Here is a 14369-nt window from a genome sequence, read left to right on the forward strand (position 1 = left end):
CGCCGGCCAGGACGCCACCGGTAGGAAAGACCGTGGTGCGGCGGGGTGGTCAGGACGCTCCGGTCCCGGCTCGTTCGATGTGCGCGGCGATGGCGTGCGCGCATTCCAGGGACTCGGTACGCGTCGTGTCCACCTCCAGGTCGTAGACGACGCCGCGGTGCACCAGCTCCGCCTGCGACGCGGCCATGCCCTGGGCCCGGTCTCCCCGGGCGATTTCACGGCCCGCCGCCACGGCGCCGTCGCACCGGACGCCGACCCACAGCACGGGCAGTCCCTCCAGGGCCTTCCGCCAGCGTGCCTGGGAGGCCGCGCCGCCGAGGAACACGTCGTCGACGATGATCCGGGCGCCCGCGCGGGCCATGGCCGCGATGCCCTCCATCCAGGCGGCCTCCAGCGCGCGGAACTCCGCTCCGACGCTCACCGCGCCGTCGTCCGCGAACCTGATGCCCTCGTCCGCCGTGCGCATCCGCACCGGCACCGCATCGACCAGCGAGTCGATCCCGAACGCCGCCCAGGGATCGGTCAGCACGGCCTGCAAGCAGCGCACCAGCCCCGATTTCCCGGAGCTGGAACCACCGTTGAGAAGGATCATCCGAGGCGTCACGCCGTCAGTGTAGGCGTCTTGGCGCCAACCCGTCGTCGGTCCCGAGGCGGTCAACGGCTGCCCGCCTGCCGCGACTTCACATGCTTCCGCACAGGGCGCCCAGGGCCGTCAGGTCTGTCGGCGGGGCGCATGCCGTGTTCGCGTGAGCCCTGGACGCGCCCCCGGGTCGGGGAGAAGACTGCGACCGTCGGCGGGGCCGTGGCCCGAGCGGCGATCCGTCCGTCGCCCCACTCCTCAGGAAGGCAGGTCGGCCACCGTGCTGTTGCGTCTGCCCACGTCAGTGTCCGAAGCGCGGCAATGTCTGGCGGAGGGGGCCGTGCCGATCGGCGGGGCGACCCTCGTGTGGGCCACCTGGCAGCGCGACGGCTTCCCCGAACTCGCCGTCTCCCTGCGTGAGGTGCCCGAGGCCAACCTCGTCGAACGGGAGGCCGTGGGCGCCGCCGTCCTGCTGAGCCGGATCGACGAGCGGGTACCCGACGTACTGCGCCTGGCGGCCGCCACGGTCGGCACCGGCGCCGTGCGGCGTACCGCGACGGTCGGCGGCAACCTCGTCGGCAGCACGCTGCGCTGTCTGCTGCCCGCGGCCCTGGTCCTGGACGCCCGGGCCAAGGTGCTGGACTCCCACGGCGTCCACGAGACGGACCTCGCCGAGGTGGTGGCCAAGCGTCCCGTGCTGCTCAGCCTCCACTGGCGCACGCCGGTCGCCTCCGCGTACCGCAAACTCCCGGCCGACGCGGGCGGCCCGCCGCCGCTCGTCGTCGCCTCCGCGCTGCACGCCGACGACGGCGGCGGGAGCGGGCTGCGGGTCGCCGTGCGCGACGGATACGACGTCCTCAGCGGCACCGCTACCGTCGACGACGGCTCCGGGCAGGCGCTTCAGGCCCTGCGCCGGACGGCACTCGGCGATCTGCCGGCCGCCGCATGGGAGGTGGTGGGCCCGCAGGTCACCGCTCTGCTGGAGGAGCCCGCGGGCAACTGAACGGCCGTCGGCGCCAGGTGGGAGCCGCGGCCGAAGGCGCTTGCCGGGGTGGCGTGCCGCGGACGACGAGACCGCGGTCAGGCGGGCCTGCCCGACAGGACCTCGACCTTGCCGGTGTCGAGGGAGTAGTAGGCGCCGACGACGGCGAGGCCGCCCTTTTTCACGAGGGGGGCGAGGTCATGGTTGGAGCGCAGATCGTGTGCCGTGAGTTCGACCTGGGCCCGGGCCATGGTCTCGACCGGGTCGTCGCCGCCCTGGCGGACGGCCTGTCGGTAGGCCGGCTCCAGCGCCTCGACGATCGACCGTAGATTGCCGGGCAGCGGCTTGCCGTCCCGGAGGGACTTGTACGCCGCCTCGACCGCACCACAGCGCTGATGGCCGAGGACCACGATGAGCGGGGTGCCGCTGGTCATGGGCCCGTACTCGACGGATCCGGTGACCACCGGGCCGATCGCCTCGCCGCCCGTGCGCATCACGTAGAGGTCCCCGAGCCCGGTGTCGAAGAGGAGCTCGGGCGGCACCCGGGAGTCGATGCACGCGAGGACCGACCCGAAGGGCTCCTGCTTCTGGGCCAGGAGCTGACGCCGATCCGGATCCCGGTCCGGGTGCCGCAGCTCGCCGCTCACCCAGCGCTTGTTGCCCTCCACCAGTCGCGCGAACGCCGCCGCCGGTGTGGCCGGCCGGGTTGTCGCCGTCGGAGCCGGACTCGTCCGGGCCGTCGGTGTGGCGGCGCTGGTGGAAGAGCATCCCGCGAGCGCGACCGTGGCGCTCGCGACCACACCGCCGAGCAGGGCCCTGCGATCCGGACGTCCCACTGTGCTCATCGGCCGTTCCCCTCGATACGGAGCGAATCGACGTCGATCGATCCCTTTCGGCTCGCCTGCCGTGGGCGATTGTCCGGCTCGGCGGGGCGGTCGGGCGGCAGGCGCGAGGGGGACGCGGCCGGATACCTACCCATGGGCTAACCGGCCTCGGCACGGCATCGCGCGAGCGGGGGTACGACGGTGCCGACGGGCTCCCCTTCCCGCCGCTTCCCGCCGTGCACAAAGTTGAGCAGCCGGGGGTGGGTGCCGCGGCGTACCGTCCCCGCTGGTCGAGCGGCACACGGAAGGGTGGACGCATGACGACGATGTACGAACACGTCGGCGGTGAGGAGCCGTTGCGGAGGTTCGCCGAGCACTTCCACCACAAGGTGCTGGAGGATCCGCTGTTGGCCGACCTGTTCCGTGCCGGTTCACCGGACCACGCCGATCACCTGGCCGCGTTCTTCGTCGAGATGTTCGGCGGACCGGCCCGCTACACCGGGGAACTCGGCGGATTCATCGCGCTGTTGCGGGCCCACGTCGGCATGCGGATCACCCCGGAGCAGAGCGAGCGTTTCGTGACGCTGATGCTGGGGGCCGCCGACGAGGTGGGGCTGCCCGACGACGACCGGTTCCGCAAGGCGTTCACCGCCAACGTCGAGAAGGCGGCCGGGTTCACCACCAAGGCCTCCCAGGACGAGAACCACCCCATGCTCCAGCCGCCGTACCCGGTGCTGGGCGCCTGGCAGTGGTGAACCGGCACCGCTGAGACCGACCACCGAACCAAGGGGGAGCGTTGAAGCCCGCGGAGCCCGTCCCCGTGTCATCCACCGAGGTGACCACCGGCACGACCTGTGAGCGGCTGCTCGGCATCCTGGAGCGCCTGGTCGCCCGGGACCGTCCACTGGACCAGGACACCGAACTGGCCGACGCCGGACTTTCCTCGCTCGCCGCCGTCCGCCTGATGCTGGAGATCGAGACGGAGTTCGGGACGGAGGTACCCCTCGCCCGGCTCCTGGACTGCCGCACCCCGCGCGACCTCGCCGACTGGATCGACCAGGGCGAGGACGACGGCGCCGGAGCCGGCCCCGTCGAGGTGGTCGCCGTCCCGGAGTCGCGGTACGCCCCGGCCCCGGCGACGCCCATGCAGGAGGCGTACGTCGTCGGCAAGTACCCGGAGCTGGACCCGGACGCCCTCGGCTGCCACCACTACCACGAGTTCGCCTTCGAGGAACTGGACGTCCCCCGTCTGGCCCGGGCCTGGGAACGCCTCGTCTTGCACTTCGACGCCTTGCGCCTGACCGGTGTCGGCCGCAACCAGCGGGTCCAGGAGAATGTGCGGGTGCCACGACCGGTCGTCCACGAGACCCCGGACGCGGACGCGCTGGAGACCGAGGCGGCCGCCGTACGGCGACGGCTGTCGCACCACCGGTACCCGCCGGGGCACTGGCCGCCGTTCCAGGTCGAGATCTGCCGCGAGCCCGCCGGACGCGCCGTCGTCCATCTCAGCCTCGACGGCACGGTCACCGACGCCCACGGGACCGACCTGCTGCTGCACCACTGGTGGCAGAGTTACGCGGACGACGCCCACCGGCTGCCCGAGGTGCCGTTCAGCCTGCGCGACACCCTGGACGCCCTCGCCCGCCACCGTGACTCCGACGCGCACCGGGCCGCGCTGGCCCGCGCCGCCGAGCGGCTCAAGGGACTGCCCGGCGGTCCGGCCCTCCTGCGGGCCACGCCGCCCGAACCCCCGCCGGGCCTCGACGGACATCTGCGCGTCCCGCGCCGCGGCCGGCTCACCCCGGCGCAGTGGGCGGGCCTGCGCGCCCGGGCCGCGGCGCTGCGCGTCTCACCGACCTCGCTCGTCCTGACCGCCTTCACCGAGGCGATCGCACCGGCCGGTTCGAGCGACGCCTTCACGCTCGTCCTGACCACCACGGACCGGCCGCGGCTGCCCGCGGCCGCCCAGGGGCTCGTCGGCCCCTACACCTCCGGCTGTCTGCTCGTCATGGAGGGGCACACCCAGGCGCCGTCCCTCGACGACGCGGCACGCGCCACGCACCAGCGGGTGTGGGAGGCGCTGTCGCACGCGGCGGTCGGCAGTGTCGAGGTGCTGCGCGAACTGCGCGCGCACGGCACGCAGGCACCCACGCTGCCCGTGGTCTTCACCAGCCTTCTCGACCTGGACTTCGAGGGCGCCGGGCAGGGCAGCATGGCCGACCACGAGCGTCATGTCGTCGGCCAGACCTCGGGCATCGCGCTCGACCACCAGATGCGCGAACGCGGCGGCGGCCTGGACTTCCGGTGGGACACCGCCGACGCGCTGTTCCCGCCGGGCACCCCCGACGCCCTCTTCGGCCGCTTCTGCCGGCTGTTGCAGGGCCTGTGCGAACCGGCGGCCGACGAGCACGGCACCGCCGTACCCGCCAGAGAACTGCAGCAGTCCTACCTCGTCGCCCGGCTCGACGGACGCACCGACCGCGGCTGCCAGTTCCACCAGAGCTTCCACATCGACGACCTCGACCTCGAACGGCTGCGCACCGCCTGGCGCGACCTCGTCGACGCCCACGAGGCACTCAGGCTGCGGGCCGGCGCCGACGGCGCGCTCAGGGCACTGGACACGGCCCCCGAGGACGCCTGGATCCCCGTCGCCGACGTCCCCGAGGGCCCCGACGTCCCCGAGGGCACGGACGCCGACGCCGTCGACCGGGCCATACGCGCCGACCTGACCCACCGGCCCTTCGGCCTCGGCCGGGGGCCGCACACCGACCTGAGGGTGGTCCGGGCCCCGGGCCGGCCGGCCACCGTGCACCTCGCCGTGGACCTGCTCGTCGGCGACGCCCGCAGCGTCGTCCTGCTCGCCCGTGAACTGCTGCGCCGCTACGCCGACCCCCACGCCGCACCTCCCGCTCCCACCCGGCTGCCCCGCGCGGCCCGCGACGTGCCCGAACAGGCCCGCGCGCACTGGCGGGAGCGGCTGGCCGACCTGCCGGCGGGCCCACCGCTGCGGGGCGAGCCGGAAGCACCGTGTCCCCGCCGCCGGGAGCGGTCGTTCACCGCGCGCGCCGCTCTGGCGGCCTGGGCCGCCCGGCACGACGTCACCCTCGACGCGACCCTCCTGGCCGCCTACTGCACCGCTCTGGGCGCGGCCTTCGACGAGCCGTTCGCCCTCCCGGTGGTGTGCTTCACCGGCACGGACACGGCCCGGCCCGCCGAGTTCACCGAGCTGACCTGGGTCCGCTCACCCGCACCCGGCACCGATCTCGCGACCCTCGCCCGCGCCTACCACCGCCTGCTCACCGCCGACCTGGAGGAGGGCGCGGGCGCCGGACTGGCCGAGATGCGCTCCCTCGTCATGCGGCGCCGCAGGGACGAGAGCTTCGAGCATCCGGTCGTATACACCACCGTGCTCGACGTCTCCGGCCACCCGCTGCCCACCGGCGTGCGGCCCGGCCCCGCCGGCACCGCGACCACCGACGTGGCCCTCGACTGCGTGACGGTCGACGACGGCACCACGCTGCACCTGGCCTGGGACGCCCTCGACGACCGCTTCACCGAGGGGCTTGTGGACACGGCGTTCGCCCGGTACGCCGACACGCTCACCCAGCTCGCCGAGGAGGCCGCCGACCCGGCCGACCGCGTGTCCGCCGCGGGCGACGCCACCGGCACACGGGGCGAGGACACCGACGCACAGGGCGAGGACACCGAACGCCACCGTGTCCTGTACGCCTGGAACGACACCGCCCGCCCCTACCCGGCCGACGGCCCAGTCCACCTGCTCTTCGAACGGCAGGCCCGGCTGCGGCACGACGCGGTCGCGCTGCGCTGGCGTGGCGGCACCATGTCCTACGGCGAGCTGAACCGCCGGGCCAACCTGGTCGCGCACCGGCTGCGGCGGGCCGGCGTCGGCGACGGCACCTCCGTCGGGCTCTCCGTGCGCCGCGGCCCGGCCATGGCCGTGTGCGCCTTCGCGGTCCTCAAGGCCGGCGGCGCCTACGTCCCGGTGGACCCCGCGCTGCCCCGCGACCGCGCCCACGGCATGCTCCAGGACACCCGGACCGCCCAGCTGCTCGTCACGACGGGCGGCCCCGACTGGCCGGTGCCCGACGGGGTGAGCGTCATCGACCTGGACGCTCCCGAGGTCACCGGCGCACACCTGCCGGACCCCGGGGACCTCGAACCCGTCACGGGGCCGGACTCCGTCGCCTACCGGCTGTTCACCTCCGGCAGCACCGGGCGGCCCAAGTGCGTGGTGGTCGCCCACCGTTCGCTGCACAACCTCTTCGAGTGGTGCCGGCGCACCTTCGACTTCGGCCCGCACGACACCGGGCTCTGCGTCACCTCGCTCGGCTTCGACCTGTCCGTCTTCGACATCCTCGGGCTCCTCGGGTTCGGCGCCGGCCTCTACATCGCCGACGAGGCCGAACAGCGCGACCCCGAGCTGCTCGTCGAGGCCATGCTGCGCGAACCGGTCACCTTCTGGAACTCCGCGCCCACCACCCTCGCCCGGCTCGCGCCACTGCTCCGGGAACAGCGCGGGAACCCCGGAACCGGCGATCTGCGCCTGGTGTTCCTCAGCGGCGACTGGATCCCGCTGTCCCTGCCGGACGACGTCCGCCAGGTGTTCGGCGGGGCGCGGGTGATCAGCCTCGGCGGCGCCACCGAGGCCACCGTGTGGTCCAACTGGTACCCCGTCGGCGACATCGATCCCGAGTGGCGCAGCATCCCGTACGGCCGTCCCATCGACAACTCCCGCTACTACATCCTCGACGAGCGGCGCGAGCCCTGCCCGGTCGGCGAGGAGGGCGACCTCTACATCGCCGGCGACTGCCTCAGCCTGGGCTACCACGGGCAACCCGAGCTGACCGAGGAGCGGTTCGTACCGGAGCCGTTCACCGGCGCCCCGCAGGCACGCATGTACGCCACCGGGGACCGGGCGGCCTTCCGGAGCGACGGCGTGATCGTCTTCCTGGGGCGGCGCGACCACCAGGTGAAGGTCAGGGGCTTCCGGGTCGAACTCGGCGAGATCGAGCACCGGTTGCGCAGTCATCCCGCCGTGCACGACGCGGTGGTGGTGGCCCGGCCGGACGGTTCGGGTGACCGGCGACTGGTCGCGTACCTCCTCGCCGAGCCGGGCGCCTCGCGGCCGTCCGTGTCCGAACTGCGTGCCTACGCGGCCCAGACCCTGCCGGACTACATGGTCCCGAACTTCGTCGGTTTCCTGCCGTCGTTCCCCGCCACGGGCAACGGCAAGCTGGACCGGGACGCGCTGCCCTGGCCGCTGCCGGCGGCCGACGACTCCCAGGGGGCGGACCACACCGAGTCCGACGGGGAGTCCCCGCACCCGCAGCCAGGTCGGCCCGCCGACGGGCCGCGTCCCGGCGATGCCACCGACGGGAGGCCCCCGGCGTTCCCACCGGCCGGTCAACTCGCCGAGGAGATAGCCTCGTTGCTCGCCGGTCTCATCGGCGTCCCGGAGCTGGATCCCACCCTCGATCTGTGGGACCAGGGAGCCACCTCCTTCACCCTGGCCCAGTTGTCCTCGGCGCTGCGGGCCCGCTACGGCCGGCGTATTCCCGTGTCGGCACTGGTGGCCGAGCCGACCGTCGCGGGGATGGCCCGTCACCTCACGCGCGGCGCCGAGGGCCGACCGCGTACGAGCGAACCGCCCGCGGCCCACACCGGCGAGACATGCACGAGTGCGCCGCCGACGCCCCGGACCGGCGAGCCGGGTGCGGCCGAACCGGCGACGGCCCGGGCCGACGAACAAGCCGCCGCCGAACCGGCCCCCACCACAGCCCAGGACCAGGCGCGGACACCGGCCGGTCCGCACACCGACCCCGGGCCGGTGGAGTTCTTCTCGCCCGAGGACCGGGACCGGTTCAAGTCGGCCGCGTGGCACCTGCGTCGGCGGCACGCCGACGAGCCGCTCATCCCCCTGGACGGCCCACTCCCGCCCGCCGAGCGGTACAAGGAGCGAGCCACCCGGCGGGACTTCGCCGACGGCCCGCTCGCGCACGACGCCTTCCTCCGGTTCCTGGCCACCCTCGGCTCGCGACCGGCCGGCGACGGCCCGCGACGGCTCTACGCGTCGGCGGGCGACACCTACGCCGTGCAGACCTATCTGCACATCAAGCCGGGCGCGGTCGAGGGCATCCCCGGCGGCCTCTACTACCACCGGCCCGACGACCACGCGCTGCAGCGCGTCACCGACCGCCCCGGGATCGACCGCACCGTCCACTTCTCCTACAACCGGCCCGTCTTCGACCGCGCGGCGTTCGAGGTCTATCTGATCTCCGAGCCGCGGGGCATCGAGCCGCTGTACGGCCGGGAGTCGGAGCTGTATCTGGCGATCGAGGCCGGTTACATGGGCCAACTGCTCATGAGCGCCCAGGAGGAGACCGGCGTCGGGCTGTGCGCCGTGGGGAGCCTCGCTTTCGGCCGCGTCCGTGACGCCTTCCGGCTCCACCCGGACCAGCGGATGCTGCACGCCTTCCTCGCCGGCCCGCTCACCTCCGACGCACCGCCGGCCACCGCCGGTGCCGCCCGGACCGGCCGGGCCCCGGAGATGGGAGCCGCCGCCGTCGCCCGGACCCGGTCCGGGCGCGCACCGGAGGGCCGGCCGGCGCCGGCGGAGGTCGCGGTGATCGGTGCCGCGGGCCGCTATCCCGGCGCGGGCGGTCTCGACGAGTTCTGGGCGGGCCTGCGGTCGGGCCGCCGGTCGGTCGGTCCGCTGGCCGCCGAACGGCTGGCCGCGCTCGCCGCCGCCTCCGGTGCCGACGGCGCCCCCGGTCTGGACGCGGACACACTGCCGTACGGCGGCTATCTGCGCGGCGCCGACGGCTTCGACGCACGCATGTTCCGTATCTCGCCCCAGGAGGCCGAGGGCCTGGACCCGCAACTGCGGCTGCTGCTGCCGGTGGTGTGGCAGTGCCTGGAGGACGCCGGGCACACATCGGACAGCCTCACCCGGGGCGGCGGGCGCGTCGGCGTCTTCACCGCCGCGATGTGGCACGACCACCGTCAGGCGGGCGAGGCCCGGTGGCGCGAGGGCGCGGCCGCCCGCCAGGCGGGCGCCGCCTCGGACCTCCCGGCCCGCATCGCGCACTGCTTCGGTTTCGAGGGCCCGGCCGTCGCCGTGGACACCGCCTGCTCCTCCTCGCTGACCGCCCTGCACCTCGCCGTGACCAGCCTGCGCCAGGGGGAGTGCGACGCGGCGGTGGTGAGCGGCGTCAACATGGTCGCCCATCCCTACCACCTGGCCCTGCTGCGCGATCTGGGGCTGGCGGTGCGCCGGCCGCCTGCCGGTGCCTTCGCCGCGGACGACGGGGGCTGGTCTCCGGGTGAGGGCGCGGGCGCCCTGCTGCTCCGCCCGCTCGGGGACGCCGTACGCCACCGTGACGTGCTGCACGGGGTGGTGGAGGCCACGGGTGTCGGCGCCGCCGGCCGGCCGGGACCGTTCGGCATGCCCGCCGCCGACCCGCTCGCCCGCTCCCTGACCCGCATGCTGGACGGGCACGGGCTCACCGGAGCCGACATCGGGTACGTCGAGTGCGCGGCCTCCGGCGCCCTGCTGGCCGACGCCGCCGAACTGGACGCCCTGCTCGCCGCCCTGCGCCCCGCCGACACCACCGGGCCACTGCTCGTCGGCACGGTCAAACCGCACATCGGCCACCTGGAGGCCGCCTCCGGTCTCTCCCAGCTCACCAAGGTGCTGCTGCAACTGCGGGAGCGGACGCTGGCACCGACCGCCCTGGCACCCCGGCGCACCGAACTGGCGGACTGGACCCGGCTCACGGTCGCCGACACTGCCCGCCCCTGGAACCCCGAGGTGCCGGGAGCCCCGCTGCGCGCCCTGGTCAACGCGGTCTCGGCGACGGGTTCGTACGGCCACGCGGTGCTCCGCTCCGCGGACGGCGACCGGTGACCGCGCGACCCGCGGGCCGGGAAGGGCCGGCGGGACCCGCGGCACCGGCAGGGCCGGCAGGGCGGGCGGAAGCGGCGTCGCCGGTGTGTCCTCGCCGGCGGCCCCAGGAGAACCGAGCGAAGGGACAGCGGTGACCGGCACCTGGCTGAAGAGCGGCGACGCCACCTCCAAGGCACCGCTGCGCATGTTCTGCTTCGCCCACGCGGGTGGCGGTGGGGGCTTCTTCCGGCCATGGCGGGAGCTGCTGCTGCCGGAGGTCGAGGTGTGCCCGGTGATCCTGCCCGGCCGGGAGACCCGGGTCGCCGAACCCGCCTTCAGGCGCATGGAGGACCTGATCGGCCCGCTGTGCGAGGGACTGGCCCCCTACCTGGACCGGCCGTACGCGCTCTTCGGCCACAGCACCGGGGCGGCCGTGGCCTACGAGGTCGCGCGCCGCTTCCAGGAGGACCCGGCGCGCCGTCCGCGCCGGCTGCTCGTCTCCGGGCGGCGGGCGCCCCATCTGGCGGCCCGGCGGCCCCCGTTCGCGGGCCTGCCGGACGACGATTTCCTGCGGGTCGTCGCCGAGTTGGGCGGTACCCCGCAGGAGGTCATGCGCCAGCGGGAGCTGATGCGGATGTTCCTGCCGCCGCTGCGCGCCGACTTCTCCCTGAACGAGAGCTACCGCCCGCTGCCGGGCCCCCGGCTGCGCTGCCCCGTGTCGGGGTTCACCGGGGACCGGGATCCCGAGGTCACCCCGCTCGAACTGCGGCTGTGGGAAACCACCTCCGACGGCCCCTTCCGGATGCGGGTGTACGACGGGGACCACTTCTACCTGGCCGGACTGCCCGAGCCGCTGCGCACGGACCTGCTGGAGGACCTGCGCTGCGACATCCGGGAGGCGGTGTCCTGACGGGCACCGCGCGCTCCCGTGGTCCCCGGGCACCGGCGTGACACCGGCCCATCGGTGTCAGGGCGGACCGGCGTGCCGGTGTCAGGGCGGACCGGCGTGCCGCACCACCTGGACGTCCGGCCCGTCGCCCCGGCGCACGGCGACCGCCACGACGTGCCGCGCGCCCTGGCTCCACTGCTCGAACTGCCACCGCGTGCCGTCGTCGTCGGCGGTGGCGGCGAGCCGGGGCGGACCCGAGGGGCTTAGGTCGAAGGCATAGGAATCGGAAGGCAGCAGGAAGCCCAGGCCCCGTGCCTTGCCGTACGCCTCCTTCAGCGTCCAGTGGCGCAGGAACAGCGTGCCGCGCTCGGCAGGGGGCGCGGTCGACACCTGTGCGGACTCCCGGGGATGGAACATCGCGCGGGCCACCCGGGCCGGGTCGACCGAGCGGTCGAGGGTCTCGACGTCGATGCCGCAGTCCAGTTCGGGACAGACGAGGCAGACCGCCAGGTCCGGGACGTGGGCGATGCTGAAGCGGAGCCGGGGCACGGTGGGTGGCCCCGCCGGTTCGGGCCGGCCGTGCGGGCCGACGGTGAAACACCATTCCCCGGGGGCGACTTCGGGCACACACCGGCTCAGCGCGGTGCGCAGCAGGGCGCGGGCGGTGACGTACAGCCGGCGGTCCTGTCCCCGGCGGAAGGTGGCGAGGCGCCGCCGTTCCCCGGCCGCCGAGGGGATGTAGTCCCCGTATGTGCCCGGGGCGGCGGCCCACACATGGGCCAGGGGGACGCCGGTGTCCGGGTGGTGCAGTGGCAGGGGCTCCCGCAGCGGGCGGCGCGACTCCCGGGGCGCGGCAGACGGCGGCCGGGAAGGGGCGAACGGGTCTCGTGCCGTGAGCGGGCGACCGTCGTGCGTGCTGCTCGGCACCCATGCCTCCCGGTCCGGCCTCATCGCTCGGGCCCCGGCCGTCGGGCCCTCGTGCCGAGCCTGCGGGGGACGAAACGTCCCCGCCGTTCAATAGTGAGCAGATCCATCACGGCCGCGACGGTTACAACCGGGTGAGCCGGGGCCCTGTGGGCGGCCCCCGACCGCGGGAGCGATCATGGCCGTCGGCATCGAGGCGATCAACGCCTATGTGGCACGCGCCTGTTTCGACGTGGCGGAGCTGTTCCGCGGCCGAGGCCTGGACATGCACCGGTTCGATAACCTGATGATGCGTCAGAAGTCGGTCAACCTCCCCTGCGAGGACGCCGTCACCAACGCCGTCAACGCGGCGAAGCCACTCGTCGACCGGCTCACCCCCGAGGAACGCGACGCCATCGAACTCCTGGTGGTCGGCACCGAGTCGGGCCTGGACCTCGGCAAACCCATCTCCACGTACATCCACCACCACCTCGGGCTCAGCTCGCGCTGCCGCTCCTTCGAGGTCAAACACGCCTGCTATGGCGGTACGGCGGCACTGCAGACCGCGGCCGGCATCATCGGCGCGTCCCCGATCGACACCGCCAAGGCCCTGGTGATCGCCGCCGACGCTCCCAGCGCTGCGGCCCGGGGCACGTACTGGGAGCCCTCGGAGGGCGCGGGGGCCGTCGCCCTCCTCGTCGGCCGGGAACCACACGTCCTCGAACTCGATCCCGGAGCCAGCGGGCTGCACACCTTCGAGGTGATGGACACCCTCCGGCCCCGCCCGGACCTCGACGTCGTCGACTCCGACGTGTCGCTGCTGTCGTACATGACCTGCCTGGAGCGCAGTTTCACCGCCTACCGCGCGCGCGTGGCCGGCGCCGACGTCGTCGACAGCTTCGACCACCTGGTGCTGCACACCCCCTTCGCGGGCATGGTCAAGGGCGCCCACCGCATGCTGCTGCGCACCCACAAGGGACTGGGGCCGCGCGAGGCCGCGACGGACTTCGCGCGCCGGGTCGCCCCCACCCTCGAATACGGCTCCCGGGTGGGCAACCTCTTCTCGGCCTCCCTCTACCTCGCGCTGTGCTCCCTCCTCGACCACGGACGCCCCGACGCGCCCTGCCGGATCGGTCTGTTCTCCTACGGCTCCGGGTGCGCCTCTGAGTTCTTCAGCGGGGTGCTCGGCGAGGACGCCGTGGCCACCGTCGGCGACCTGGGGATCGGCGCCGCGCTCGATGCCCGGCGACCGCTGACCATGGACGAGTACGACGCCGTCACCGAACTCGGCGGTGACCGCGCGTTCGGCGTGCAGGACCTGGACGTCGACCCCAAGCCCTACGCGGACCTCTACGCCGACCGCTTCGAGGGAGCGGGGTTGCTGATCCTCGACCGCATCGAGAACTTCCACCGCCTCTACACCTGGAGCTGACCGATCGATGAGCCACGGCACCGTCCGCGTCCAGCACCAGGATCCCGCCGTCCTGAGGATCACCCTCACCCGCCCCGAGCGCGGCAACACCGTCGACTCCGAGCTGATCGCGGATCTGCACGAGGCGTTCAACGCCGCCGAGAAGTCCGACAGCTGCCGACTGGTCCTGATCGAGTCGCCCGGGCAGGTGTTCTGCAACGGCATGGACATGGCGGAGGCCGCCGGCGACGAGACCTTCGACCCCGGCTCCTCCGCTCCGGCCTCCTCCGACCCGGTCCACGGTCCTGACACATACGCCCCGAACGCCTACGCCCCGGACGCGCCGCACGGCTCGGAGTTCTTCCGGCTGCTGCGCCGAATCACCGAACTGCCCAGGCTGACACTCGCCTGCGTGGACGGCCGGGTGGCCGGCGGCGGGGTCGGGCTCGCCGCGGCCTGCGACCTCGTCCACACCACCGAGCGCGGGGTGTTCAACCTGCCCGAGGCGCTCTGGGGCCTGCTGCCCTGCAGCGTGCTGCCCTTCCTGATCCGGCGCACCGGTTTCCGCACGGCAGGCACGATGACGCTCACCACCCTGCCGCTGACCGCCCGGGAGGCCCTGGAGCGAGGGCTCGCCGACGAACTCTCCCCGGACCCCGCGCCGTTGGTGCGCCGACTGCTGTCCCGGCTGACCAAGGTGGACGGCAGGCTCATCGGGGAGGCCAAGGGCTATCTCCGCGCGCTGCACCCCCTCACCGCCGAGACCGAGCACCGGGCGGTCACCGAGTTCGCCCGGCTCGCCGCCGTACCGGGCGTCCGCGAGGGCATCGCACGGTTCGCCGCCGAAGGGCGCTACCCGTGGGAGCGGTGAGCC

At 74.1% G+C, this 14369-nt stretch carries 9 protein-coding genes; 6 read left to right on the forward strand and 3 right to left on the reverse strand.

The window, feature by feature from the left end; all coding sequences use genetic code 11:
* Positions 1-49: 49 nt before the first annotated feature.
* On the reverse strand, positions 50-592 hold the full coding sequence (gene cpt, locus ACIBA9_RS03005; RefSeq protein WP_399360003.1) for a chloramphenicol phosphotransferase CPT: 543 nt from the start codon (positions 590-592) through the stop codon (positions 50-52).
* A gap of 268 nt (positions 593-860) precedes the next feature.
* Between cpt and ACIBA9_RS03010 the strand changes: the two genes are divergently transcribed.
* A complete protein-coding gene (locus ACIBA9_RS03010) occupies positions 861-1583 on the forward strand; it encodes an FAD binding domain-containing protein (protein ID WP_399359568.1) in 723 nt (240 codons plus the stop codon).
* Between the two features lie 77 nt (positions 1584-1660).
* Here the strand turns inward: ACIBA9_RS03010 and ACIBA9_RS03015 are convergent, their stop codons facing one another.
* Positions 1661-2407 carry a carbonic anhydrase gene (locus ACIBA9_RS03015; RefSeq protein ID WP_399359569.1) on the reverse strand — a complete coding sequence of 249 codons (747 nt, stop codon included), beginning with the start codon at positions 2405-2407 and terminating at the stop codon, positions 1661-1663.
* A 296-nt stretch (positions 2408-2703) separates the two neighbouring features.
* On the opposite strand from ACIBA9_RS03015, the gene ACIBA9_RS03020 reads away from it, so the two are divergent.
* The 3 genes from ACIBA9_RS03020 to ACIBA9_RS03030 all read left to right on the forward strand — a co-directional run bounded on the left by ACIBA9_RS03020 (position 2704) and on the right by ACIBA9_RS03030 (position 11202).
* Positions 2704-3141, forward strand: coding sequence for a group II truncated hemoglobin (locus ACIBA9_RS03020; protein WP_399359570.1), 438 nt, complete (start codon positions 2704-2706; stop codon positions 3139-3141).
* Positions 3142-3206: 65 nt separating this feature from the next.
* Positions 3207-10313 (forward strand): amino acid adenylation domain-containing protein, encoded by a 7107-nt coding sequence (locus tag ACIBA9_RS03025; RefSeq protein ID WP_399359571.1) that lies wholly within the window; start codon positions 3207-3209, stop codon positions 10311-10313.
* Between the two features lie 130 nt (positions 10314-10443).
* Positions 10444-11202, forward strand: coding sequence for a thioesterase II family protein (locus ACIBA9_RS03030; protein ID WP_399359572.1), 759 nt, complete (start codon positions 10444-10446; stop codon positions 11200-11202).
* An 81-nt stretch (positions 11203-11283) separates the two neighbouring features.
* On the opposite strand, the gene ACIBA9_RS03035 is transcribed toward ACIBA9_RS03030, so the two are convergent.
* Positions 11284-12108 carry a 4'-phosphopantetheinyl transferase family protein gene (locus ACIBA9_RS03035; RefSeq protein WP_399359573.1) on the reverse strand — a complete coding sequence of 275 codons (825 nt, stop codon included), beginning with the start codon at positions 12106-12108 and terminating at the stop codon, positions 11284-11286.
* Between the two features lie 175 nt (positions 12109-12283).
* On the opposite strand from ACIBA9_RS03035, the gene ACIBA9_RS03040 reads away from it, so the two are divergent.
* Both ACIBA9_RS03040 and ACIBA9_RS03045 read left to right on the forward strand, forming a co-directional pair.
* Entirely contained in the window at positions 12284-13516 is a 1233-nt protein-coding gene (locus tag ACIBA9_RS03040) for a hydroxymethylglutaryl-CoA synthase family protein (protein WP_399359574.1), read from the forward strand.
* Between the two features lie 7 nt (positions 13517-13523).
* Entirely contained in the window at positions 13524-14366 is an 843-nt protein-coding gene (locus ACIBA9_RS03045) for an enoyl-CoA hydratase-related protein (protein WP_399359575.1), read from the forward strand.
* Positions 14367-14369 lie beyond the last annotated feature (3 nt).

The organism is Streptomyces sp. NPDC051452 (assembly GCF_044454765.1).
GTDB lineage: Bacteria > Actinomycetota > Actinomycetes > Streptomycetales > Streptomycetaceae > Streptomyces.

Excerpts from the sequence above, each read along its gene's own strand:
- cpt (WP_399360003.1), bottom strand. The coding sequence starts at position 592 with ATGATCCTTCTCAACGGTGGTTCCAGCTCCGGGAAATCGGGGCTGGTG.
- ACIBA9_RS03015 (WP_399359569.1), bottom strand. The coding sequence starts at position 2,407 with ATGAGCACAGTGGGACGTCCGGATCGCAGGGCCCTGCTCGGCGGTGTG.
- ACIBA9_RS03020 (WP_399359570.1), top strand. The coding sequence starts at position 2,704 with ATGACGACGATGTACGAACACGTCGGCGGTGAGGAGCCGTTGCGGAGG.
- ACIBA9_RS03040 (WP_399359574.1), top strand. The coding sequence starts at position 12,284 with ATGGCCGTCGGCATCGAGGCGATCAACGCCTATGTGGCACGCGCCTGT.
- ACIBA9_RS03045 (WP_399359575.1), top strand. The coding sequence starts at position 13,524 with ATGAGCCACGGCACCGTCCGCGTCCAGCACCAGGATCCCGCCGTCCTG.